The organism is Deinococcus alpinitundrae, assembly GCF_009982895.1.
GTDB lineage: Bacteria > Deinococcota > Deinococci > Deinococcales > Deinococcaceae > Deinococcus > Deinococcus alpinitundrae.
Window position 1 is genome coordinate 1 of sequence record NZ_WXZL01000041.1, and the last position, 21,941, is coordinate 21,941.

Annotated in this window: 20 protein-coding genes and 5 pseudogenes; 9 read left to right on the forward strand and 16 right to left on the reverse strand. The window is 59.7% G+C overall.

The annotated features are described in order from the left end of the window. Positions 1-734, reverse strand: a 734-nt coding sequence (locus GUI70_RS20705) for a serine hydrolase domain-containing protein (RefSeq protein WP_237725086.1), incomplete at its 3' end; no start/stop codon positions are given. Positions 735-1,036: 302 nt separating this feature from the next. Here GUI70_RS20705 and GUI70_RS20710 point away from each other — a divergent pair. The 5 genes from GUI70_RS20710 to GUI70_RS20730 all read left to right on the forward strand — a co-directional run bounded on the left by GUI70_RS20710 (position 1,037) and on the right by GUI70_RS20730 (position 4,610). Next, positions 1,037-1,480 carry a YdeI/OmpD-associated family protein gene (locus tag GUI70_RS20710; protein ID WP_161884192.1) on the forward strand — a complete coding sequence of 148 codons (444 nt, stop codon included), beginning with the start codon at positions 1,037-1,039 and terminating at the stop codon, positions 1,478-1,480. 4 nt (positions 1,481-1,484) lie between these two features. Then, a complete protein-coding gene (locus GUI70_RS20715; RefSeq protein WP_161884193.1) occupies positions 1,485-1,970 on the forward strand; it encodes a GreA/GreB family elongation factor in 486 nt (161 codons plus the stop codon). Positions 1,971-2,200: 230 nt separating this feature from the next. After that, positions 2,201-2,704, forward strand: coding sequence for a hypothetical protein (locus GUI70_RS20720; RefSeq protein WP_161884194.1), 504 nt, complete (start codon positions 2,201-2,203; stop codon positions 2,702-2,704). Between the two features lie 278 nt (positions 2,705-2,982). After that, positions 2,983-3,549, forward strand: a complete 567-nt coding sequence (locus tag GUI70_RS20725) for a Type 1 glutamine amidotransferase-like domain-containing protein (protein WP_161884195.1) — start codon at positions 2,983-2,985, stop codon at positions 3,547-3,549. Positions 3,550-3,617: 68 nt separating this feature from the next. Next, on the forward strand, positions 3,618-4,610 hold the full coding sequence (locus GUI70_RS20730) for a tyrosine-type recombinase/integrase (RefSeq protein WP_161884196.1): 993 nt from the start codon (positions 3,618-3,620) through the stop codon (positions 4,608-4,610). Between the two features lie 54 nt (positions 4,611-4,664). Here the strand turns inward: GUI70_RS20730 and GUI70_RS20735 are convergent. The 4 genes and pseudogenes from GUI70_RS20735 to GUI70_RS20750 form a co-directional block, all read right to left on the reverse strand. Further along, positions 4,665-5,460, reverse strand: a pseudogene (locus tag GUI70_RS20735) (IS5 family transposase). Between the two features lie 336 nt (positions 5,461-5,796). Further along, positions 5,797-6,102, reverse strand: coding sequence for a hypothetical protein (locus tag GUI70_RS20740; protein ID WP_161884197.1), 306 nt, complete (start codon positions 6,100-6,102; stop codon positions 5,797-5,799). Positions 6,103-6,902: 800 nt separating this feature from the next. Continuing rightward, positions 6,903-7,106: pseudogene (locus GUI70_RS20745) on the reverse strand (IS6 family transposase); the annotation flags it as partial. Between the two features lie 40 nt (positions 7,107-7,146). Continuing rightward, positions 7,147-7,716, reverse strand: a complete 570-nt coding sequence (locus GUI70_RS20750; protein WP_438503504.1) for an IS6 family transposase — start codon at positions 7,714-7,716, stop codon at positions 7,147-7,149. A gap of 409 nt (positions 7,717-8,125) precedes the next feature. Between GUI70_RS20750 and GUI70_RS20755 the strand changes: the two genes are divergently transcribed. Both GUI70_RS20755 and GUI70_RS20760 read left to right on the forward strand, forming a co-directional pair. Next, the gene (locus GUI70_RS20755) at positions 8,126-8,617 is read left to right on the forward strand and encodes a fasciclin domain-containing protein (RefSeq protein ID WP_161884198.1); all 492 of its coding nucleotides are present in this window, start codon (positions 8,126-8,128) and stop codon (positions 8,615-8,617) included. 90 nt (positions 8,618-8,707) lie between these two features. Continuing rightward, a complete protein-coding gene (locus GUI70_RS20760; protein WP_237725087.1) occupies positions 8,708-9,916 on the forward strand; it encodes a VanW family protein in 1,209 nt (402 codons plus the stop codon). A 686-nt stretch (positions 9,917-10,602) separates the two neighbouring features. On the opposite strand, the gene GUI70_RS20765 is transcribed toward GUI70_RS20760, so the two are convergent. Further along, entirely contained in the window at positions 10,603-10,986 is a 384-nt protein-coding gene (locus GUI70_RS20765) for a DUF6697 family protein (RefSeq protein WP_161884199.1), read from the reverse strand. A gap of 57 nt (positions 10,987-11,043) precedes the next feature. Between GUI70_RS20765 and GUI70_RS20770 the strand changes: the two are divergent. Further along, positions 11,044-11,782: pseudogene (locus tag GUI70_RS20770) on the forward strand (IS6 family transposase). Between the two features lie 187 nt (positions 11,783-11,969). Here GUI70_RS20770 and GUI70_RS20775 read toward each other — a convergent pair. From GUI70_RS20775 to GUI70_RS20810, 8 genes and pseudogenes are all read right to left on the reverse strand, one after another. Beyond that, positions 11,970-12,420 (reverse strand): annotated as a pseudogene (locus GUI70_RS20775) (IS6 family transposase); the annotation flags it as partial. Positions 12,421-12,600: 180 nt separating this feature from the next. After that, complete coding sequence (locus GUI70_RS20780) at positions 12,601-13,110, reverse strand: hypothetical protein (RefSeq protein WP_161884201.1); 510 nt, start codon at positions 13,108-13,110, stop codon at positions 12,601-12,603. 99 nt (positions 13,111-13,209) lie between these two features. Then, a complete protein-coding gene (locus tag GUI70_RS20785; RefSeq protein ID WP_161884202.1) occupies positions 13,210-13,518 on the reverse strand; it encodes an IS66 family transposase in 309 nt (102 codons plus the stop codon). A 65-nt stretch (positions 13,519-13,583) separates the two neighbouring features. Then, the gene (locus GUI70_RS20790) at positions 13,584-14,567 is read right to left on the reverse strand and encodes a ParB/RepB/Spo0J family partition protein (RefSeq protein WP_161884203.1); all 984 of its coding nucleotides are present in this window, start codon (positions 14,565-14,567) and stop codon (positions 13,584-13,586) included. Beyond that, the gene (locus GUI70_RS20795) at positions 14,560-15,330 is read right to left on the reverse strand and encodes a ParA family protein (protein WP_161884204.1); all 771 of its coding nucleotides are present in this window, start codon (positions 15,328-15,330) and stop codon (positions 14,560-14,562) included. Before GUI70_RS20795 ends, GUI70_RS20790 begins: the two co-directional genes overlap by 8 nt. 123 nt (positions 15,331-15,453) lie before the next feature. Continuing rightward, the gene (locus tag GUI70_RS20800) at positions 15,454-16,812 is read right to left on the reverse strand and encodes a replication initiator protein A (RefSeq protein WP_161884205.1); all 1,359 of its coding nucleotides are present in this window, start codon (positions 16,810-16,812) and stop codon (positions 15,454-15,456) included. An 828-nt stretch (positions 16,813-17,640) separates the two neighbouring features. Continuing rightward, the gene (locus GUI70_RS20805) at positions 17,641-18,021 is read right to left on the reverse strand and encodes a hypothetical protein (protein ID WP_161884206.1); all 381 of its coding nucleotides are present in this window, start codon (positions 18,019-18,021) and stop codon (positions 17,641-17,643) included. 46 nt (positions 18,022-18,067) lie between these two features. Beyond that, a complete protein-coding gene (locus GUI70_RS20810) occupies positions 18,068-18,946 on the reverse strand; it encodes an IS5 family transposase (RefSeq protein ID WP_161884207.1) in 879 nt (292 codons plus the stop codon). A gap of 272 nt (positions 18,947-19,218) precedes the next feature. Between GUI70_RS20810 and GUI70_RS20815 the strand changes: the two genes are divergently transcribed. Continuing rightward, positions 19,219-19,974 (forward strand): SDR family oxidoreductase, encoded by a 756-nt coding sequence (locus tag GUI70_RS20815; RefSeq protein WP_161884208.1) that lies wholly within the window; start codon positions 19,219-19,221, stop codon positions 19,972-19,974. A gap of 232 nt (positions 19,975-20,206) precedes the next feature. On the opposite strand, the gene GUI70_RS20820 is transcribed toward GUI70_RS20815, so the two are convergent. Together GUI70_RS20820 and GUI70_RS20825 are read right to left on the reverse strand one after the other, a co-directional pair. Then, on the reverse strand, positions 20,207-20,962 hold the full coding sequence (locus GUI70_RS20820; RefSeq protein WP_161884209.1) for a hypothetical protein: 756 nt from the start codon (positions 20,960-20,962) through the stop codon (positions 20,207-20,209). Positions 20,963-21,059: 97 nt separating this feature from the next. Continuing rightward, a pseudogene (locus tag GUI70_RS20825) lies at positions 21,060-21,809 on the reverse strand (IS6 family transposase). Positions 21,810-21,941: the final 132 nt, after the last annotated feature.

Sequence of the window (21,941 nt, forward strand, 5' to 3'; positions counted from 1 at the left end):
ACCACCGACCTTCCCTGCCACCAGCCTTGCTGAAGCACCAATTGGCCGAGACGTAGCATCTCGCGTGGCGTCAGGTGCAGCGTCCCTGAGCCCCATACCTGCCCCTGAAGGTCTGTTTCCCAGAGTCTCTTTGGAATCCCCAGCGGTGTGAGCAGCACCTCCTGTGCAAAATCATCCAGAGATTGTTTCACTGTATGAGCCAGCAAGGCACCGAGAAGGTGTACCCCTGCATTGGAATAATGAAAGGCTTCGGCTGGTTTAGTTCGCAGCGTCTGCTCCAGAGTGAAACGTAACGGATCAGAATTCAGGAACCAGGCATCGTCATAAACCGGGTCGGTGATCTCCGAAGGCAGGCCCGAAGTCATCGTCAGCAAGTGGCCGACCGTCACCTGCTGCCAGCTCGGGTCACGGATCATGCTGGCGGCGTATGGCCAGTCTTGCAAAACAGGCTGATCCACCCTCAAGAGACCTCGGTGTACCGCCACGCCAGTCAGGAGCGAAACGAGACTTTTCGTCACTGACTGGGTGTCCTGGGGTTCATTCATTTGAATACCGAAGTACCGCTCGAAGGTGATTTCACCGCGTTGAGCCACCAGCAGACTGGTCACACCCGGCAGACGTTCGGAAATCATGACCGCTGTCCGCTCAAGCCAGGCGAGCGCAGCTGGTTCTGGCAATGCAGGAGGCAGATCATGGACACTGAACATGGCATTCAGGGTATCTGATTTCGGCATTTGGGAGGGTATAGACCGCTGTAGGCTCGGGGGATCGCGACAGGGTAAGTTGTCAAGGTATGGGGTTAGGGTCACTACGCGGTCGTGAGACTGACAGACCGAGACGCTGTCCGGTATTCTGCCGGGCGTTCGGCTCAGCAGCCTGGATGATGGGCGTGTGCTGGTGCGAGGGCGTGCTGAACGGGCGGCGTGCTGGCGGTCTGGGGTGACTGAGGAGACTGGGAAGGGGCCTGAATGGAGCACAGTAAAGTTCTACCGATCAGAGAACGTCCATCCTTCGCGCACAACCCATGGAGACCTTGATGCCGACGTTTGAAACCACCCTCCTCTCCGCTAAGAAGACTGCGACTGGCATTGAAGTGCCGGCCGACGTGGTCACTGCGTTGGGCAGCAGCAAAAAGCCAGCCGTCACCGTCGTCCTGAACGGCCATCCTTACCGCAGCACCATTGCCGTGATGGGCGGACGGTTCATGCTCCCGGTCAGCGCCGAGCACCGCCAGGCTGCTGGCGTAGAAGCAGGTGACCGGGTCAGTGTTGCTTTAGAGCTCGACACGGCCCCACGTGAAGTTGTGGTGCCGGATGACCTCAAAGCGGCACTGGAGAACAACCCAGCCGCTGCCGAGCATTTCAGTCGACTCTCCTACAGCCAGCAGCGCCAGCATGTCCTGTCCGTCGAGGGCACGAAAAATCCCGAAACCCGGCAACGGCGCGTCACTAAGGCGATCGATGCGCTGACAGAAGCGTGAGGGTGTGAATCCGTCACCCCCACAACTGACGCAGGACGGTTACCGACGCCTGGAGCGGCAACTCGAGCGTCAGCGCGTCCGCATGGATGAAGCGCGCGAGTACGTCCGCGACCAGATGGAAGCCAACGAAGCCGAAAACCTCGGACTGGTCGAAGCCCAGGAGCAACTGGCTGCACTTGAAACGCAGGTCGCCGAGCTCGAAGACCTGCTGGCCAATGCCCAGGTCATCACCCAGGACGCTTCCGAACAAGGCCGGGTCGTGCTGGGAAGTACCACCCTACTGACCGACCTGGCATCGGGGCGCACCTTGCGGGTGCGCTTGGTCTCGCCCCTTGAAGCTGGGGGCGTGATCGATGGCGTGACTCAGATCACCCAGGCCAGCCCGGTGGGTGCCCAGCTGGAAGGCCGCCAGTTGGGAGACACCTTTCAGGTGCAGATTGGGGCCAGAATCATGCAGTATCAGGTCACCGAACTGGAGCTGAACCCATGACCCAGCGCGCCGCCCTCTACTTCCGAGTCCGTACCGCCGAGCTCAAGCCATGAACGGCGAGCTGATCCGCTGCTCCGTTTTCCTGTTGATGGTGGCGGCTGTCCTGTGGGCGGTCTGGGCGTTGATCCGCTTCATTATTGGATTGTTCAGCTGACCCACTCCACCGCGAGGGCCTAGGCCGCCGAGCAAGCTGCCGACTGAAGAACGCTGAGGAGAAAGAGGGAGAGGGTATGAAACGAACGATGCTTCTGGCGGCGCTCCTTCTTCCCACAGCCGCAGCAAAATCGACGGCGATCCGCACACTGATGACCGGTAGCGGTGGACAAATAAAGCTGACCGCCGACATCTTTATGGTCATCAAGCGCACCAGCGCGGGCAATCCGTTGATGCTGGGTGTCGGGAACGCCAGTGGGAGTGGAAGCCGGATTAGTACGCTGAGCGTGTTTGCATTCAAGGAATACCTCACGCCGGATGAGCTCGACCTCTTCAGCAAGAACGTCGTCCGAGTGGCGCTGACATGCTTCAACTTGCTGCCTGAACGCAGTGCAGCGATCATCACCTGGCTGAACCAGCAGAACACTTCGATATTCAAAAAAGTCGCCACCGGGTTCGGGCCGATGACATTGATTTTCCAGCGTGACCTGCTCAGCGATGGACAGTTCTACACCTCCGTAGTCCTCACCCGCTCTGGGACTCCTGGTGTCGCCCCGTGGACCAATGACTGCACCCGTTGATCGACTCCGCCCCTTCGTCTCTACTCCATTCGGAAAACGTGTTGGGAACGGTGAGCTGGCGGAAGGGCGGCGTGCCGACGGCCTGGAATGATTGCGGCGTGCCACTCAAATACCACTCTGAAGGCGGAGAGCAAGCGTGAGCGAACAGCACCTGGTCCTTCCTGAAGCCACCCTCCAAGCCATCCTTGCCCTGCAAGAACAGCAGATCATCGTCAGCGACCGCGACGTCGGGGTCGTGGTCATCCAAGAGGGTGAGGCCATCACAAGGAGAGAAGCCAGTGAAATTTCTGCTCACGTCTGCTGGGATCAAAAACCCCAGCATCCACACCGCACTGGTCGACCTTCTGGGCAAACCCATCGCTGCGTCCAGCGCTCTGTGCATTCCCACAGCGATCTACCCCTTCTCTGTGGGGCCTTCCATGGCCTACCGGTTCATCAACGGCACGACGGCCAATCCCATGTGCGAACTGGGCTGGAAGTCACTGGGCGTACTCGAACTGACAGCGCTTCCCGGTATCAGCAAAGAGGTCTGGACCGCTGCGGTCCAGGAGACTGATGCCCTGCTGGTGTTTGGGGGCGACGTCGTGTACCTGAGCCGCTGGATGCAGGAATCGGGGCTGTCAGACCTGATGCCGTCTCTGCGCGAGACCGTTTACGTAGGAATCAGTGCCGGCAGTATGGTCACAGCCCCAGTGTTTGGCGAGACGTACGACGACCCGGAAACGAGCTTGAAGCCAAGTTGTCCCGTACTGAGGAATTTCAGATGTGGCGTGAGATTGGCGCAGGGGTGGCCTGAAGTTCAGGCCACCCCTGCTGTTCGTCTGCCAGCCGCAGGATTAACCTGACAGAACCAAGCTGAGTGCTCAACCACATCTTCTTATACCTAAGGGACTTTAGGTATAAGATAGCTGCTGTGACCCTGGATCACTACCGCGGCAACCTGCTGGCCCACAGCCGCACCTTCACCGGACTCCACGACGACGAACTGCGCCGGCGGGCCGTCAAAGCCGCCGGCGAAAAAGACAGCGCTGAACTTCAGGCCCTCACCGTCGCGTATCTGGTCCACGGTGGCGGTGCGGGCGTGCTGACCAGTCCACGCACCATCGAAGCGTATCAACTCGGTGTGCGGCAATTCGTCGAGCACACCACCGAACAGGCCTGGAACCTGTTGCGGCCCGGACGGCACGACGCGCAGAGCTACGTCAACCAGATGCTGGCCGCCGGACGTCAGCCGGCCGGCGTCCAGCTCAAGGTTGCTGCCGCGAGCGCGCTCTACCGCGCCCTACGTTGGGCCGGCGCCACCGAAGCCGATCCGTTCCGCGACGTGCGGGTGCCCAAAGACCGCACCAGCGGTCTGGTCAAACGTCCGCCCTATACCGAAGACAACATCGCCGACGTCCTCGAGCACTGTGACACCCAGATGCGCTTCCTGCTCTTCCTGACTGCCCACGCGGGTCTGCGCATCCGTGAAGCGCTCGATCTGGAGTGGAATGATCTCGACGAACAGAACCGCCGTGTCTTGGTACAAAGCGGCAAGGGTCGCAAGAGCCGGGTGGTGACGATGAGCACCAGTCTGGCCCGGGCCACCCGCGCCTACCGGATGCAGTACGGTCTCGGCGGACCCAACCACACCGATGGCAAACGGGCGACGCCCAGCGAACGGGTCTTTCGCTTCAATACCTACATGGCCGCCAAGTACCATCTGGAGAAAGCCTTCAAACAAGCCGGGGTGCCGTTTCGAGGGTTTCACCCGGGGCGCAAATATGCCGGGACAAGGTTGCTCAGGCAGCTGAGGGATTTTGCCCGAGTCGCCGCGCACCTGGGTCATGAGAGTGTAGATACCACCCGCAAGGGCTACGCCGAACTTCCAGCCGATGATCTCAAAGATGAACTTGCGGGGTGGTAAAGCTCCCTACACCCTTGAAGGGTCGGTCGTAAAGTCTAGAAGTTGGAGGACTGGCTATCCAAAGAGGGGCCTGAGTTTGGTCAGCAACAGAACGCAGGCAGCGACGAAATGGAAGCCGATCAAGGTTGAAGAGAGCCGTTCCAGATCCCGTCCCAATCGACGAAATCGTGAGAGCCAGGCGAACGAACGCTCGACCACCCAGCGTTTTGGAAGCAAGACGAATCCACGTGAAGCGTCCAGACGCTTCACGACGATCAACTCGATGTTGCTCTTGCGCGCGGCTTCAAGCGCGTGGTCGCCGGTGTCGCCTTGATCAGCAAACACGACCTCCAGCATCCCACCGGCGAGCTCCTGGGCGTTGTGGCACAACGCCTCCACCTGCGTCCGGTCCTGTTCATTGGCCGGCGACGTGGTCAAGGTCAACAGGTGACCGAGCGTATCGACCGCCAGATGGACCTTCGTGCCCTTGCCCTTCTTCGCGCCATCGAACCCCGCGCGATGTCCACTCTCCGGCGTGCTTTGCAGTGTCCAGCTGTCGATGATGATGGCCGTGGGCTCCCCGCCACGCTGCTGCTGAACGCGGCTCAGCAGGCGCAAATCGTGTACGGCGTTCTCAAAGCACCCCGCTTCGAACCAGCGCTTCGCCTGGCTGCGGACCACCCCCGCCGGTGGCAGATCATGTGGGAGACGCCCATTGCGCCCCCGTCCGGCTCATCCATAACAGCGCATTCAGCACCTCCCGCAGCGGAAATTTCCGCTGCGGGGCACCCTCTGGAGTCAATGCCAGGTACGGCAATAAAAAGTGGTACGTCTCGTCATCCACATCACTCGGGTACGCACGGCGATCCATCACTCCAGTTTGCTCGCAGCAAAATCATCCCGCCAAACTTCAAACCCGCGTCAACCAGCCTCTAGAAGCAGCCGCGTAACGGCTCACATCTGAGATTGGTCCTCTCGGAGACTTCCAGCGCGCTGAGCCTCGTGCCTCGAGGTGGCCAGCTTGGGAGATCGAGCACGGCGGACCAGATCGAAATACTGCGGCCTGGTGCAGCTTTCCGAATTCAGGAGAGAAATCGGAGTGCTATAAGTGGTGCTGGCCAGCGTTTTGCTAAGTTGCGCCCGCGCCCTCACGGGTAGCGAAGTCAGACCGGCAGCTCTCCCGACAGGCCCCCCCCCATTCAGCGCCTCAACCTCTGCGACCTTTTCGAATCTCTTGCAGCGTCTGTAGCCACTGGCCTCTGAACTCCGCATTCCGGAGCAGCCGGACCAGGGCCTCGAGCCCTTCTTCAGTGGTGATCTTGCGGACGCCCAGTTCCTCCTCAGCGACAACTTTCTGCCGGTTGAATTCCCGGAAGATGCTGTCGGGGACCCGCCCACCGAGCATACGCACCGTCTCAGCAGGAGGGTGATTGGTTCTCTCCTGCCGCAGCTCAGCCGGCTCTTCTGCACCACCGCCCTCAGTCAGGGCCGCGAAGCGGTTCGGCCGGGTCATGCCTGCACCGAATGGTCCCCGGCGAGTTCAAGGAGTTCGCGCAGAACCGCTTCGTAGTCGAGCCAGGCCATCTTCCTGGCGCTCAGCCAACGCTTCTGGAGCCTCCTGTGGCCTTGACCGCCACCATCCGCGTCATGGCGCAAACGTGTTTCAGCAGATCAGCCATGTAGCGGCTCATTCAAGTGCCTGAATAGAGCCAATTGGGTTTTCACCTCGCACACGGAGGCATGCGCGACGGGAGGAATCGCTGGAGCGCGCGGCTTCGATGTGCCAAGGTCCTTGCGGGGTTCTGGCAAGTTGTTGTCGACAGGGTGTAATCGAGGAGCATCGGGAGCAGGTGACCTTCCAGCTTCGCAGACCCCTGCTCAGGAAAAGTCGTCGGTCGTGAGCGGAAATCGTCGAGCGCGTAGAGCCGTGAAGGTTGGTGTCTTGGGCAGAGCAGCACCCATGAGGACGCTTGCCCGCTGATTCTGGCGTGCAGGGCGAGAAATCCTTGGGTCCGCTCGACCTACCGGAAACCCAGTTGAACCCGTTCCTGACGTCGTGTGGGCCGATGAGATTGTCTTGGGCAGACCGGCGCCCGGATGGGGCCTGCCCGCTGCTTCGATCAGGTGATTGCAGCGAACACACGAGATCACCTGTTGGTGATCAACGTCATCCAGCGTCGGAAGCTCACGGATGGCCGCCCCATCACTCGCCAGCTTGTCAGTGCAGACTGTGTCTGGAACGTCGTATTCACCCAACCGGTTCTGGCAACTTAAACACGAGCAGGCCAAATCTCCCCAGCGGCGGTCTGAACTTCAGACCGCCGCACCAACGGCGTGCTGCCAGGCCAGGTGGGCCTTGGACTGAGTCCTTCTTCGATTGAGCGCCGGGACAGTGGTACGGGTGTGCTGATGGAGATTCGAAACGCGGGCATGCAGGGCTAGAAATTCCTGCGCTCGTCGCGGTTTCTTGAAGCCCAGCTGACTTCGTTCCTGTTCACGGGTCGGGCGATGCGACTGTCCTGGGCAAAACGGCACCCTCGTCGTGGACGGACTGTCGTCATGAACGGACACCCGTACGGTGCCATTCCTCCCCATGAGGACGCCACTCCTCCCGTGTGGGGCCTGCCCGCTGTTCAATCAGGTTGTTGCAACAGGCTGCCCTGATGACTTGGGTATGTTTCACAGCGTGGAGCACGGGAAGTTCTCGAATGGCCGCCCCGTAACTCCAGAGCTTGTCGGTGTGTGGGACGTCTGGGACGTCATAATTGATGAGTAAGCGTTCAAAGAAGGTCTTCGCGGCATGGGTGTTCCGGTGGGTTTGCAAAAGAATGTCGAGCACCGCGCCGGTGTCGTCGACGGCCCGCCACAACCAGTGTTTCCTACCACCGATCTCGGTGCACACCTCATCCAGGAACCACCGGGACCCCCGCCGGGGGTCCCGGTGGCGGAACTCTTCGGTGAGGAGTGGGGCGAACTTGATATTCCACTGGCGCAGCGTTTCGTGACTAACCACCATGCCGCGCTGGTGCAGCAATTCCTGGACATCGCGTTCGCTTGGAGGGAACCGGTGGTAGAGCCAGAGGGCGTGCTGGATGATGCTGATCGGGAAGCGGCCAGGCTTGCTCAGGCGAGTCCGTTCTGTCCAAGACGCGATGGCGGTCGGGCTTGCGGTCAGTCACGGACGATCAGCCTACTGCGGTTAAGTTGCCACAACCCGACCACTAGAGTGGCCCGACTTGCGGATTTGATCTGCCTGTTACATCGCTGGGACGCTGAGTTTAGTTCTACACGTCAGTTTATCCTTCATCGAACTGTACGGAGAGATACCTAGCCCGCTTTCTACACCAATTAGCATCCTTCCAGGCCGGAAAGTCATTGGCTTGAGCAGGAGATCGTAAAGAGTGTGATCAATCTGATCTCACATTACCGGTTTCCTATTGTGTCGCTGGGTTTCCTTGCCTTATTACTGAGAGATTCTGAGATTTTGATGGATCACCTCTCATGACAAGAGTTGACGCTTTTTTTTGGGGGAATGTATGAAGAAATTGACTGCGCTTCTGGGTTTGGCCCTTGTTTTTTCCTCGTCTGCGGTGGCGGGCGGCGGAGCAGCGGTGCCGGGCGGCAATACCATCGCGGCAATCGTCAGCAATGACCCGAACTTCAGCACTCTGCTCGCGGCAGTGCAGGCGGCTGGGCTGACCCAGACGCTGAGTGGGGCCGGACCGTTCACCGTCTTCGCACCCACCAACGCGGCCTTCGCCAAGGTGCCCGCTGCCCAGCTCCAGGCGCTGCTCGCCAATCCCGCCCAGCTGCGGGCGGTGCTGCTGTACCACGTCGTTCCGGGTCGGGTGACGGCCGCCCAGGTTTCGAGCTTGACCAGCGCCAAGACTGCCAACGGAGCCAGCCTGACCGTCAACGCCAGCGGCGGCACGGTGAAGATCAACGACGCCACCGTGACGAAGGCCGATCTGCGGGCCAGCAACGGCATCATTCATGTGATCGACACGGTGCTGCTGCCGCCTCAGTGAGTCTGATTTGAGCGGTAGGGCCGGGCAAGTTTCCGGCCCTGCTGCTTTGTTCTCTCTGCCTCCCTTGATGACCCTGGAGATGCCCGAACCATGCCGAGCCGTTTCGTGTTGCCGTCGCTCATTCTGTCGGCCGCGCTGATCCTGGGCGCGGCATTGGCCCCCAGCAACTCAACGACAAGCAGCAGCGCGTCGCCGGTCAGCGTTTCCACCCGGCCAATCGCACTGGTGGTGGTGGCACCAGAGCCTGTGCTGGAAGACGGCCAGGTCCGGGTGGAGTACCTGCGCCGCAGCTACCCATTGATGCTCACGCCAGAGCAAGCCGTGGCGATGCGATCAGGAAAGCTGGTGGCCAGTGCGCCGCTGCGAGAACTTTACCGCCACATTGAGTTGCGCAGGCCTTTGGACGCCCGTTTCGTCCAAGGGCCGGGCGGCTGGACGGCCCGTGCCCAGACTGGCTGGACGGTGGACCGGGCGACCACCGAGATGCGGCTGCTGACGGCCCTGCGGGCTGGGGCCAGCGAAGTCGTGGTGCCGGTCCGGCTTGTCCCGCCCAAACGAACCGTCAGGCAGCTCCAAGCGGTGGGGGTGATGCGTCACGTTGGCTCGGGGAGGTCGGCCTTTACGGGCAGCCCGGACTTCCGGGTCCACAACATTCGGGTGGGCAGCAGCTTGCTCAGCGGCCTGCTGCTGGGGAAAGGCAAGGTCTTCAACTTCAATCGTTCGGTGGGGCGCATCTCCTCAGCGCGCGGCTTTGTGCCCGGCTACGTGATCTCGGGCGACACGCTCAGCCTGGAAGATGGGGGCGGCATCTGCCAGGTCTCCACCACGGTATTCCGGGCGGCTTACAGCGCCGGACTAGAGATCGTGGAGCGGCACGCGCACTCGCATCAGGTGAGCTACTACGACCCGCCCGGCTTCGAGGCGACAGTCTACGCCCCCAGCCTCAACCTGCGTTTTCGCAACGACACCGCTGGAGCGCTACTGATCCAGGCGTCGTGGGACCTGAAGGCCCAGACCCTACGCTTTGACCTCTTCGGCAGTGAGCGGCGCGAGGTGCGCGTCGAAGAGCCGCTGATCAGCCGTATCCGGCCCGCCCGGCCGCCTGGGTTCATGGCCGATCCCGCCCTCAAGCTCGGCCAGGCGGTACGCGTGGACATGCCCTCACAGGGGATGGACGTGCGAATCGTCCGTACCATTCGGGGTCAGGATGGGCAGTTGCGCCGCGATGAGACGCGCAGCCGTTACCGGCCCTGGGGCGGGGTCTTCGCGGTACACCCGACCGATCCCAGGCTGAACTGAGCGGGGCTGACTTTCCCTGCTTCCACACTGACTTCACTTGTGCCGGTGGCCCTCTTCGGGCACCGCTTAAATGGGCGGTTTGAACCTTTTCATGGCTCACTGCCTGGCCCAGCTTGCCGATCTGGAGACCAGTGCCGCTCTTTTTGGAGCCAGCAACTTTTAGACCCAAACCCACTTTTGATAATCGGCTGTTAGCAAATTAGGTAGTAAATTTCAGGGCACTCTAAGATAACCACTATCGATCAGTCGTGATCGTGCCTTCTCGATTTCTTCTGGTGTGAACAGATCTTCCCACTTTGGCTGAAGCACCAGCGCCTCGAGAGACAGATCAAGACGCTCGTTTTCTTATAATGTCCTGAATTCCTCAGATACTTGAGAAATACTCAATAAATTTTTTGCAGTGGCTCAGGCACCATTTCGTTTCACCATTAGATTGAACCGAGTTGGATTGTAGCCAATTTCTTTAGTTTGCTCCACGCTGTTAATCATGGCGATCTCGAATTCCTGTTCCAATGCTACATTCATTGCATTGTCTCCCGCATAATGAAAGGGAAACCGTCGACGACAGCGTAAGTCCACGTTACAGCAGAATAATTTTGGAGTAGCGGCCTTACTTTGATATGTGTTCTTGTGCAACAATGCCACCTTAGGCGTAAATCATTAGCAACAGACATTAAATCTCCATGTCACTTCTTTACGTGGATCAAGAACACGACGCGGCTTAGCTGATCATCTCGCCCTGCTTCCTTCGCATAGGTAGCAAGGACCGTTGGATCTTCTGTCCAGTGCCCTACCCGGTACATACCTGCATAGACCCAACCTCCTGGCTCCTTCATAAATACAGGAATAGGTTCTTGCTGTTCACACAACATTTTGGCTACTCGACTGACTCCGAGCGTGCTGCCTGCCAGGATTTCCCGAGGAGCATGAGGTCCCCACTCCAGACTCAAGCATCCTGCAACGACTCGTCCATCCTTATCAGGCAAAAAGGATTGGAGGCTCCCACCCAGCAGGGCGTTGATTTCTACACGCGAGTACGCTTTGCCCTCTTGCAGCTCAGTTGCAGTCATAACGGCAACTATAGGCTAGCGGGTTCTGGCAAGTTGTTGGCGTAGGGTGAAGCCGGGCTGACCGATCAGAAGCTTCCAGGGTACCGATTCCCGCTTTCGGTGATCGGTCATGCCGTCTGGCTTGACCACCGGTAGACCCTGAGTGACCGGGACGTCGAGGAGTGATTGTTCGAGCGAGGCATCGAAGTGTCCCGCGAATCCATCCGCACCTGGTGCATTCATGTCAGGAGTGGGTTCGCCCGGAACTTACGTTGCCGGGGTTCCCGGTGGCATCTGGACGAAATGCACGTGGTTATGGGCGGCGTCACCCACTGGCTGTGGCGAGCGGTTGACGAACACGGTGCTGTGCTTGACGTGTTCCTCCAACGGCACCGTGACACCTCAGCGGCGACATCACTTTCCCAACGTCTTCTGGGTGAATATGACGTCCCGGAAGCAGTCTGTACCGACAAGCTTGCAAGTGATGGAGCGGCCATCCGCGAACTTCCGGTACTGGGCGATGTCGATCACCAGCAGGTGATCTCAACCGCCCGGTGCAACAATCTGATTGAACAATCTCATCGGCCGACACGACGTCAGGAACGGAGCCAACTCGGATTTCGACAGGTCAAACGTGCGCAAGGCTTTCTCGACCTGCACGCGAGAATCAGCGGGCAAGCGTCCTCATGAGCGCTGCTCTGCCCAAGACACCAATCTTCACGGCTCTATCCGCTCGACCATACCCGCTCACGACCGACGCTCTTTCCTGAGAGCCGCACTGCGAAGCTGGAAGGCCGTCGTGCAGCAGGTGGCCTGAAGTTCAGGCCACCTGCTCTTGGTGTTCCTCGGCTGAGCCTTGCCTGCAACAACTTGCCAGAACCGTGGGTGACTGGGGAACCGCAGGTCGACGCTGCTCATTACGTTATGAGCAGTCGTATCTGATACCGATCCTGAGAGAGAACTTCGTCGGGCCTTGGAGATCACCGCCTGATGGTCAACGTCAACCAGGCTTGGAATCTCCCGAATCGCCGCTCCGTAACTCTGGAGCTGATCGGTACGAATGACCTCTGGGACATCGTATTCTCCCAACAGCCGGGTCAGGAAGGTCTTCGCCGCTTCGGTGTCCCGATGCCGCTGGAGGAGAATGTCGAGCACGAACCCGTACTCGTCTACGGCCCTCCAAAGCCAGTGTCGAATACCATCAACTGTTGTACAGACCTCGTCCAGGTGCCACCGGGAACCCCGTCGGGGTTCCCGGTGACGAAGATGTTCAGCGAAGAGGGGCCCAAACTTGATGCACCACTCGCGGAGGGTCTCATGGCTGACCTGAATGCCACGCTGGTGCAGCAATTCTTGAACATCTCTGTAGCTGATCGGGAAGCGGTGGTACAGCCACACAGCGTGCTGGATGATGGTCATTGGGAAACGGTGGCGGTAGGGCTTCGGGTCGGTCATGGCGGGTCAGCTTACCCCACGCCGATTAAGGCAACACAACCCTTTTTTGCATGAAACTATAAACCGCAACATCTCAGTCAAGCTATGTGATTAGCGGAGGTCGATTTGAGATGAAGGGGCCAAGCAGCAAGGCGTAGCCTTGCACCATTTCGCCGACATGACCCGATGACCATGACACCTCTACCTCACTTGTCGTGCTGCGTGCCAAGCCTTCAGTGCCTCGAGCTTGCGTTGTAAAGCCTTTCTTCCCGCGCCCTGTTCCTCTATGGGAAGAAGAGTGACGACTTCCAAGGCACGCCGGACAGGTTGGAGGATTGAGGGGGCGGGAGTTGAGGTTGCTCTCAAGAACGGCTGAAAGCTCTCGTAATACTCACGATTCAGCGCTTTCAACACCGTATCAACTTTATGCGGTCGCAGCGTCCAGTGGACGCGGCGGTTTCGGTCAAGAAGATGAGGAGAGGTTCTGAACGACCATACGTGTTCATCAATCGACAGATCAACGCTGAACGAGGAACTGGCGATAAGCGTGACGTTCCAGACGTCCGCGTGTTGCCGTTGTCGGATGTGGCATTCGAGACGCTGGCGACAGCGATGCAGAGAGCGAACACCTTCAAGCGGGGAATCACCAGTGAAGCCCCAGACTGCCAAAAGATCAGCGATGCCTGAGACAAAAGCATCTGGTGGTGTCAAGATTTACTGCCCATAACGCCAGAATACGCGTCAGCCAAGCTCAACCTCGGACAGTTGGTTCCACTGTATGTGAATGTGATGAGCGCCGGTGGTCCAAGATCATCGGGGGGCGGCGCGAACCTGCAACCCAACCATGACATCGAGGGGATACTGCTTGTGGCGCTTAGCGGTCTCAACAATGCTCTTGATCATCGCGTAGCTGTCGGCGCCGCCTTGGGTCTTGCTGCAGTGGGAGACCTTGCGGGCGCTCACCCCTGAGCGCAGGTCGCGCTCGGCCGCATTATTCGTCGGCGGGATCGTGGGGTCATCGAGGAATCTCAGCAGGCTGCGGCATTGGTGGTGCTTGAGGGGACAGGTGTGATGGTCTGTGCTCTCCCGCGTTATAGGTTCGGAACACCTACCAGTCAATGCCTGAAGGCCCTTACCCTTAGGGCAAGGTTAGGGAGATCGGAGGTCAGGCTGCTTGGTGTCGTTCAGGAGCGTGGACTTGTTCGGGGAGGACGGCCGGACCCGGCCGATTTGGTGCTCGGCATTTCAGGTGACGTCGCGTTTCTCCTGGGTGCTGCGCCGAGGAGGGCCTGCAACTCCTCGAGGAGAACCCCAATACGGGCCTGCTGTTCGAGCGGCAGACGTTCGACACGCGACCAGTCATGAAGTGACCTCGCCACGAGGCGGGCCTGGGTCGGGGCCGAGCTGACTCCAGGCTGAGACCGAGCGGCAGCTCGCAACTCCTCCAGGCTCGCTCCTTTCGATGCCAGCTTAAGCAGTCTTCCCCGCTCTTTGATATCACCGATCCGGGCGATCACCGCCGCTTTGGTGTACTCGAGTTGGCCTGACCGGACCAGCTCCAAGACATCCTCCGGATACCGCAAGACGGGCAGCAGGTGAACCAGAAACGATCGCCAGGACCCACCGACGATGCTAAAGACGCCTTCGACGAGCGCAATCAGCGGCGCGTGATCTTCCCGTTCAGGATGTTTCCGCAGGGCGCTCAGTTGTGCCGGCACACGCTCAGGCGGAATGTCCAAGGCCCGGGCAATGAGATGCGCAATAGCATCGGCACGGTCCACCGGATTGAGGTCCTCGCGCTGGAGATTCTCGACCAGGGCCAGGGTACGGGCTTCCTCATCCGTCAGATCCCGGACCAGTACCGACACTTCATTCAGACCCGCCAGTTTCGCTGCGCGGTAACGGCGCTCGCCGGCCACGATCTCAAAGCCGTTCCCAGCAGGCCGAACGAGCAGGGGTTGCAGCAGTCCTTGCTCCCGAATGCTCTGGGCCAGATCGGCGAGCGTAACGTCATCGAAATGTCGCCGGGGTTGTGTGGACAGAGCTCTCAACTGGTTGAGGGGCACCGTCTGCGCGACCCTTGGGGCATTCACCAGATGCTCCAAGCCGCCGCCCCCGACAAGCTCATCGAGCTGACTGCCGACGCTGGGCCGAGGGCGCTTAACCATGGTGGGCTCCCACCGGCAGGCCGACGGCCTGCGCTACTTCCTGCGCCAGCTTCTGAATATGCTGGTGTGCCTCACTGCCAGGAGCGAACACCCCTACTGGTTGCTGCGCGGACGTCGAATCATTCCACGTCGCGGCGCGGTAAGGGATCGGACTGGCCAGCGGTGTCAAGCGCTCACGCATCGCACTGAGCGCCTCCTTGTCATGCAGTTGGCGCCGGTCGAACAGGGTTGGCACGAAGAGAGACACATTCAGCTGGGGATTAAGCTTGCGGTATGAGCGCAGAGCCTGACCAACTCCCTCAATGCCGTTGATTCCTTTTTCGCGGGTGGGCACCGGCACGATCAGATGATCAGCCGCGATTGCCCCCAGCACACTGAGTTGCCCCAGCGACGGCGGTGAGTCGATCAGCACAGCGTCGTAGTGTTCGCGCAGGGCCTGAAGATGGTTACGCAGATGCATTTGTGCTCCGGTGACGCCCAGCACCCGCGCCTCGGCGAGTGCCAAGCCGATGTTGCTGGGAATCAGGTCGATGCCGAATACCGAGTAGGGCTCGGGCAGCGGCTGGTCATCCACAGCGGTGTCGTGTACTGTCCGCTCCTGGGGCACGCCTCGCACGCCCAACCAGGATGAGAGATTGGCTTGAGGGTCGAGGTCAATCAGCAGGGTGCGCAGCCCCCAGGTCCCGAAGGTGTAGCCGACATCGCGGGTTAATGAGCTCTTCCCCGCTCCACCCACGTGATTGAAAAACGTCATGACGACCATGCAGTGACCTCACTGTACCGTATGAAGCCGTAGGTCACAACGTTGTGACCCGACTGATGATCGTCCCAGACGTCAAACCAAGGCCGTTGTAGCAAGGAGGAGTAACTTCCCAGTCTCCCCCATTCATAACGGCAACTCTCGCTGTTCAGCGAGCAATCGCCGCACGCCCTGAGCCACCTGTCGCCGCTCAGCCCCTGGACGGGTCAAGACTTGCGAGCGCAGGCTAATGAGCGTTTCTGTCGGCAGTGTTGCCAGATCCTCGGCCCGCAGATGTTCGCCGACCAGCAGGAAACTGAGTACCCGCAGTAGGTCATCACGCGACGGCTGCGCCAGCTCAGCTTCGACCTTGGCTACCTCCTTCTTGACCTGCTTCTGGATTCGGGTACGTGCGGCCTCCACTTCCTTGGGCTGGTGAGTGCCGCTGGGCCAGGCGTACTTACCGTTGCCGTAGCTTCGCACGACGTCGAGTACGAATCCCACAGGATTGGCGGGCGAATAGCCGTGGGTCAGGATGGCCCGCGCCTGAGCCACGCCGTCCTCGACTTGTCCTGCGTAATCGAAGGCTGCCTTTTTAGCGGCCACCAGCGGCACCTTGAGCGCCACCAGCAGCTCGACCAGCCGGGCATCCGGTTCAGGCACCGCCTGGCCGAAGCTGTAGGTCAGCGACTGCTTGCGGCCCACACCTGTGATCACCACACCAGTCAGGTACTCGGTCTGGATTAACATCTCGTGGATCGGTTCGAGAGTACGGCGGATCTTGTCGGGTCTGTCGCTGGCGATGCCGCAGCGCTGCGCCAAGTCCATCAGTGAAATCGTGAGCGTTGCAGCGCGGTCGTGGTGCTGTACCGGATCATGCCGCAGCGAATCCAGCACTCGGTAAGCCGCGCGGGCCGGTTGACCGAGCTGACGGAGCAGCGTGGCACTGACTGGCTTGAAGTACCCGTTGCGGATATTGCGGGTGAGCTCGCGGGGCAGGGTGACTGCGATCTGTTTGGCACCGTCTGTATCGCGCCGTGACCTCGTAAAAATCAGCTTCTCGATCAATCTAAAGCCGACTGTGACCCAATCATCGTCCTCATGACTGCGCCAAGCGCCGCTGATCCAGTATTGGGTCGAGCTGAGGCGCTCTAGGCTGACCCGCAGCATCTGACGGTTGGCCCCGGTATCCGCGAGGCCGCACAGCTGAAGTAATCGGTACATGGTGAACCCGAACAGCCCGTCATCCGGACAGCCCTGCTCGATGTAGAGCTCTTGAAGAGCCAGATAGGTATCGTTGTCGATGCCGTGCGGCACACCGTACTTTTGAATACCGTTGCATTCGATTTCACTGGGTATGCCGTTGCGATTAAAGCTCACTTTCCACTGAGCATAATCCTCGGCGATCTTGCGTTGGATGGAGATCAGCCCCAATTGACCCACATTGAGATCCTCACGCAGCACAATGGCCTGTTCGGCCTCTTCGACCGTGGGCACCCTGGACATACCCCAGTCTAGTCGTTTTGGCCTGCTAACACGATACCGTTATGAATGGGGGGAACCATCTGCTGATTCCCCGTTATGAATGGGGGGAAAAGAGGAAATACCTCGTCTGGGTGGGTATATCATGCGTTTTTCTCCCGATACCGTTATGAATGGGGAGAACAGCTGCCTGAGTACCGTTATGAATGGGGGAAATCAGCGGAAACAGGTCGCCTTCTCCTCTCGGTTCCCCCGTTATGAATGGGGGAAACATACCGTCATGAATGGGGGGAAATCAGCGGTTAACCCCGTCATGAATGGGGGGGGAAGTGTCCAAAATACCGTCATGAATGGGGGGAAATACCGTCATGAATGGGGGGAAAGTAGCGGTCGATGTTGTCTGGCACACGCGGCGACTTACCCCTGATGTTGATTCGTATCAAGTAGTAACAGATGTATTACTAAAAGATAAACAACAATCATGGAGCTGGCATCAGGAAGTAGGGTGTCCGCAGAGCCAAGTTTGGTGTCAGAGGTCTAGGTTATGCCTGTCCGATAGACCCACGCCGCAAGGACTGATGGCAGATTGGGGAGTGGGCAGGGGAGACGTCATGTAGCGTCTCTCTGTCATCTCGAGCACAGTGCGCATCTTCCCGTCAGCAGCGTGAATATGAGACTTGAGGTGAAAACTTGTTGTCGACTACCTTGGTTAAGGTCCAAATAGAGGCCAGGAAGGGCAGTCGAAGAAGGATTGTGTGGGATCCGGCTAAAGTGCGTTTGTTAACATCAATGAATAGCTGAATTCTGAGATTTCTCTGCTCCGAACTCGCAGGTAGTTCCTGGTGGATGCTGTTATTGATCAAACCAGATGACGAGGCGGACAGGCTGAGGTTGGTATGCATCGCTGAGTGTGGCCATCAGGGCGAAAAGAACGTTCCACCCTGGTAGGGCGGCTACATCAAGTAAGGGTTGAAATTGGCATTCATCCCAACGTACCCAGGTCGGCCGCTCCACACTGCCCCACTCTTTCACCTCAGCCGCAACGTGTGGGGAGATGTCGTCTGGAAGCCCACGAGCAGCAAATGCTGTCGTAGCCGCTGTTGACCGGCCTGCGAACCACGTGTCAAACAAGGCGTAATCCCGCTCCATGAATTGGGTAGCCACAACCACGGCATCCCAGCAGCGGTCGTCGGGGTCATACACTTCGACCCAACCATGTGCGTCAGTGGCCATTCTTGACAGCCTAACGGAAGGTCGTTCCGATCCAGTCGGCGAGTTGTCATAGAACGAGCGATGAGATATGGGATTCAAGGGTAGGATGAGGTGGGGAATCTCGAGCTAACCGACGGAGCATCAACCGAACCATGGCCAGATACACCAACATGTCAGTGGTTTCTGGAAGAGCCTCGTAATCCTTGGACAAGCGACGACATTTCCCCAACCAGGCGAACGTTCGTTCGACGACCCAGCGGCGGGGCAAGACGTGAAACGTCTTGCGGGGATCTATCTCCTCAACGAGGTCTGGCGTGTACCGTTTGGCCTGTCTCCACCAGGGGTAAACCACTTCCACCAGGACTCCGGCGCTGTCTTTGGCCCATTTCAGGAAGCCACCGGTGTAGCCCTGGTCTGCCCAGACCTTCTCCAACTTCGGGTACGTTTGCCTCACGCCATCTAGGACGAGTTTGCCGCCTTCACGATCCTGAACGTCCGCAGGATGCACAACCACCTGCAGAAGCAGGCCTAAGGTGTCCACCAGGATGTGTCGTTTGCGTCCACTGACCTTTTGAGCACCATCAAAGCCCCGAATGCCGCCAGCTTCGGTTGTTTTCGCACTCTGGCTGTCAATGATGCCCGCTGTGGGCTGCGGATCACGGCCAGCGGCCATGCGAACTCGCTCGCGAAGCACGTCATGAACGTGTTTGAATACGCCTCGCAGGCGCCATTTACGATATTGCGCGTAGACCGTGATCCAGAGCGGGAAATTGAGTGGCAGGAGTCGCCAGGCACATCCAGTCTTCAGCACATAGAGCATGGCGTTCACCAGGACTCGCGGAGAATGGATGCGCTTACGCCCAGTCGGCCTTGGACCAGGGAGCAACGGTTCGAGCAACACCCATTCTTGGTCCGAGAGGTCCGAGTTGTACCCAGTGCCTGTCATGCCCCACAGTAGAATGAAAAGCACGTCCCAGAGTGATTTAAAGCGTTAACATACGCACTTTAGGCGATGTCTGCCTTCTCGCTGGCCTGAAGCCCGGTCGAACGCCACGGTGACTGGGGAGGGATGGAAGACTTAGGGAGGAAAATCGAGTACGTTGACCAGTCGTGGAACGAATCTTTTGGCGGATGTGGTCCCTATTGACCAGTAAGCATAGCTGGATTGACTCGCTCTGGTGGGTGGCGTTCCTGCGGCCCGACGGGCAGGCTGTGGGCATGAAGCCAACAAGCGGGGTGGTGCTGGTCACAGGCGGCAGCCGGGGAATCGGGGCGGCGACCTGTGTACTAGCGGGACGCGATGGGTACGCCGTCGGCGTGAATTACCGGAAGGACGCTTCTGCAGCGAAGCAGGTCGTCGTACAAATCGAGGCCGCAGGTGGCCAGGCTATTGCCATTCAGGGTGACGTGAGTGAGGAGTCGGACGTGCGGCGGGTATTCGACACGATGCAGGAGGCTTTTGGCCCACTGACGGCGCTGGTGAACAATGCCGGCATTCTGGGCAGGCAGGCTCGCGTAGCGGACATCGATGTCGCCCGGTTGCGGCGCGTGCTGGAGACCAACGTGGTCGGGGCGTTCCTCTGTGCCCGTGAAGCGGTGCGGCGGATGTCGAACCACCGCGGGGGGGTAGGTGGAGCCATTGTGAACGTGTCGAGCCGGGCAGCGGTGCTCGGTTCACCGGGGGAGTACGTCGACTACGCCATGAGCAAGGGCGCTCTAGACACGCTGACCGTCGGGCTGGCGAAGGAGGTGGCGGCCGATGGCATCCGGGTGAATGCGGTGCGACCCGGCATTATCGACACGGCCATTCATGCGTCGGGAGGTGAACCGGGCCGCGTAGCCCGGCTCGGCCCCTCAGTACCACTGGGCCGCGCTGGGACACCCGAGGAGGTGGCCGAGGCCACGCTGTGGCTCCTCTCACAGGCGTCCTCCTTCGTGACAGGCACCTTCATCGACGTATCAGGTGGACGCTGATGGCAGACCGCACGCTACTCGGTCCAGCGATATGCACGCTTGACGTGGGTCCGAGTCCGAGGCGAAAGGCATGGAGGCAGGCGGCTGACCCGGTGGAGTGCCCGACGACCTGGTCGAGAGCACCGATGACCTGACCGGCGCGCAGGACGGCGCGGCCGTCCTGCGCCACGTTCGTCGAAGTGTCGCCCGATCGACCGTGGGCCGGTAGGGTTGCTGGAGACGCTGCCCGAATTTACTCTTCCACTTGCTCCCACACCGCCAGACCAAACCCCGCCAACTTCCCCAGCCCCAGAGGTGGAAACCCGACCTCGCTCGCGGCCTCATCGCCGTACAGGGCGGTAAAAACGGTTGGCCAGTGGTCGCTTCCCAGTAATGGTCTCAGCACCTGCCGGGTGTAGTTCAGCTCGTCTGGTTCTAGGGTCAGTGGTTCTCCAGCAAACAAGCCACCGCCGTACCGAAGAGCCGCGCCTTCCTGCGCCAGGTGGTCGGCCAGCGTGATAGGGAGACCACGCTTCAACCGCCAGACGGCCCGCATGACCGCCCCGCGCACCTGGGAGCGCAGGTAACCGGCGCTGAACGGTACGTGTGTCCAGAGTTGCACCGTGACCCAGCGCCGGTCTGCCGGTTGCGTGGGCACCTGCTCGGCCTGGAATCTCCAGGCGGCGTCGGTCAGCCAGCGTTGCGTCCAGCCGTTGCCAGCTTGATCGACCACCACCAGCATGAGACGGAACTCTGCCTGCACAGTTTCGAGCCCAGGTTTGATCTCTCTGGCGTATTCAGCGGCCAGCCCCTCAGCATCTACGTTCAGCAGCGTGTCCAGATACTCCGGCTGCCGTTGGCCCATCGGCGAAAAGTCACCCAGCGGCAGCAACTCCGTACCGCTTGACATCAGCGCCGTGTAGGCCCAGAACCGCTCCAACGTATTGCGTTCACCCACGCCATACAGGGCGCGCAGTTCTTGCACGATGGGATGGATGGTGATGTGCATGGCTGTATGATGCGCCCGGCGGGGTCGAGAAATGGCTTCAGCGGTTCTGGCAACCTAACATTGAGCAGAGCAAAGCTAGCCAGTGGCGGTCTGAAGTTCAGACGGCCGCATCAACGGCGTGCTGCCGGGCCAGATGAGCCTTGAACTGGTTCCTTCTTCGATTGAGCGCGGGGACCGTTGTGCGGGTGTGTTGCTGGAGATTCGAAACGCGGGCATGCAAGGCCAGAAATTCCTGCGTTCGTCGCTGTTTCTTGAAGCCCAGCTGACTTCGCTCCTGTTTTCGAGTCGGGCGATGCGATTGTCTTGGGCAGAACGACACCTGTATGGGGCCTGCCCGCTGTTCAATCAAGTTGTTGCAACGGGCGTTCGAGAGGACCTGAGTATGCTCCACAGCGCGGAGCACGGGAAGTTCTCGGATGGCCGCTCCGTAACTCCAGAGCTTGTCAGTATGAATGATGTCTGGCACGTCGTGGTTGATGAGTAAGCGTTCAAAGAAGGTCTTCGCGGCATGGGTGTTCCGATGGGTTTGCACAAGAATGTCAAGCACCCTGCCAGTGTCATCGACGGCCCCCCATCACCCGTGTTTCTTGCCACCGATCTTTGTGCATACCTCGTCCAGGAACCACCGGGAACCCCGTCGGGGTTCTCGGTAACGCAACTCTTCGGTGAGGAGCGGGGCGAACTTGATGTTCCACTGGCGCGGCGTTTCGTGACTGACCACAATGCCGCGCTGGTGGAGCAATTCCTGCACGTCACGGTAACTGAGGGGGAAGCGGTGGTACAGCCAAACGGCGTGCTGGATGATCATCATCGGAAAGCGGTGGCGGTAGGGTTTGGCGTCGCTCACGGACGGTCAGCCTACCTTGAACTGGTTAAGGTATGGAATGAACCCCCTCGAGCGGACCAACGGCCAAGCCACTTCGCCCAGACCAGCCGCTAGGCTGCTCACAGCGCGAAGGAGCCTCAATGCCAGGACGCA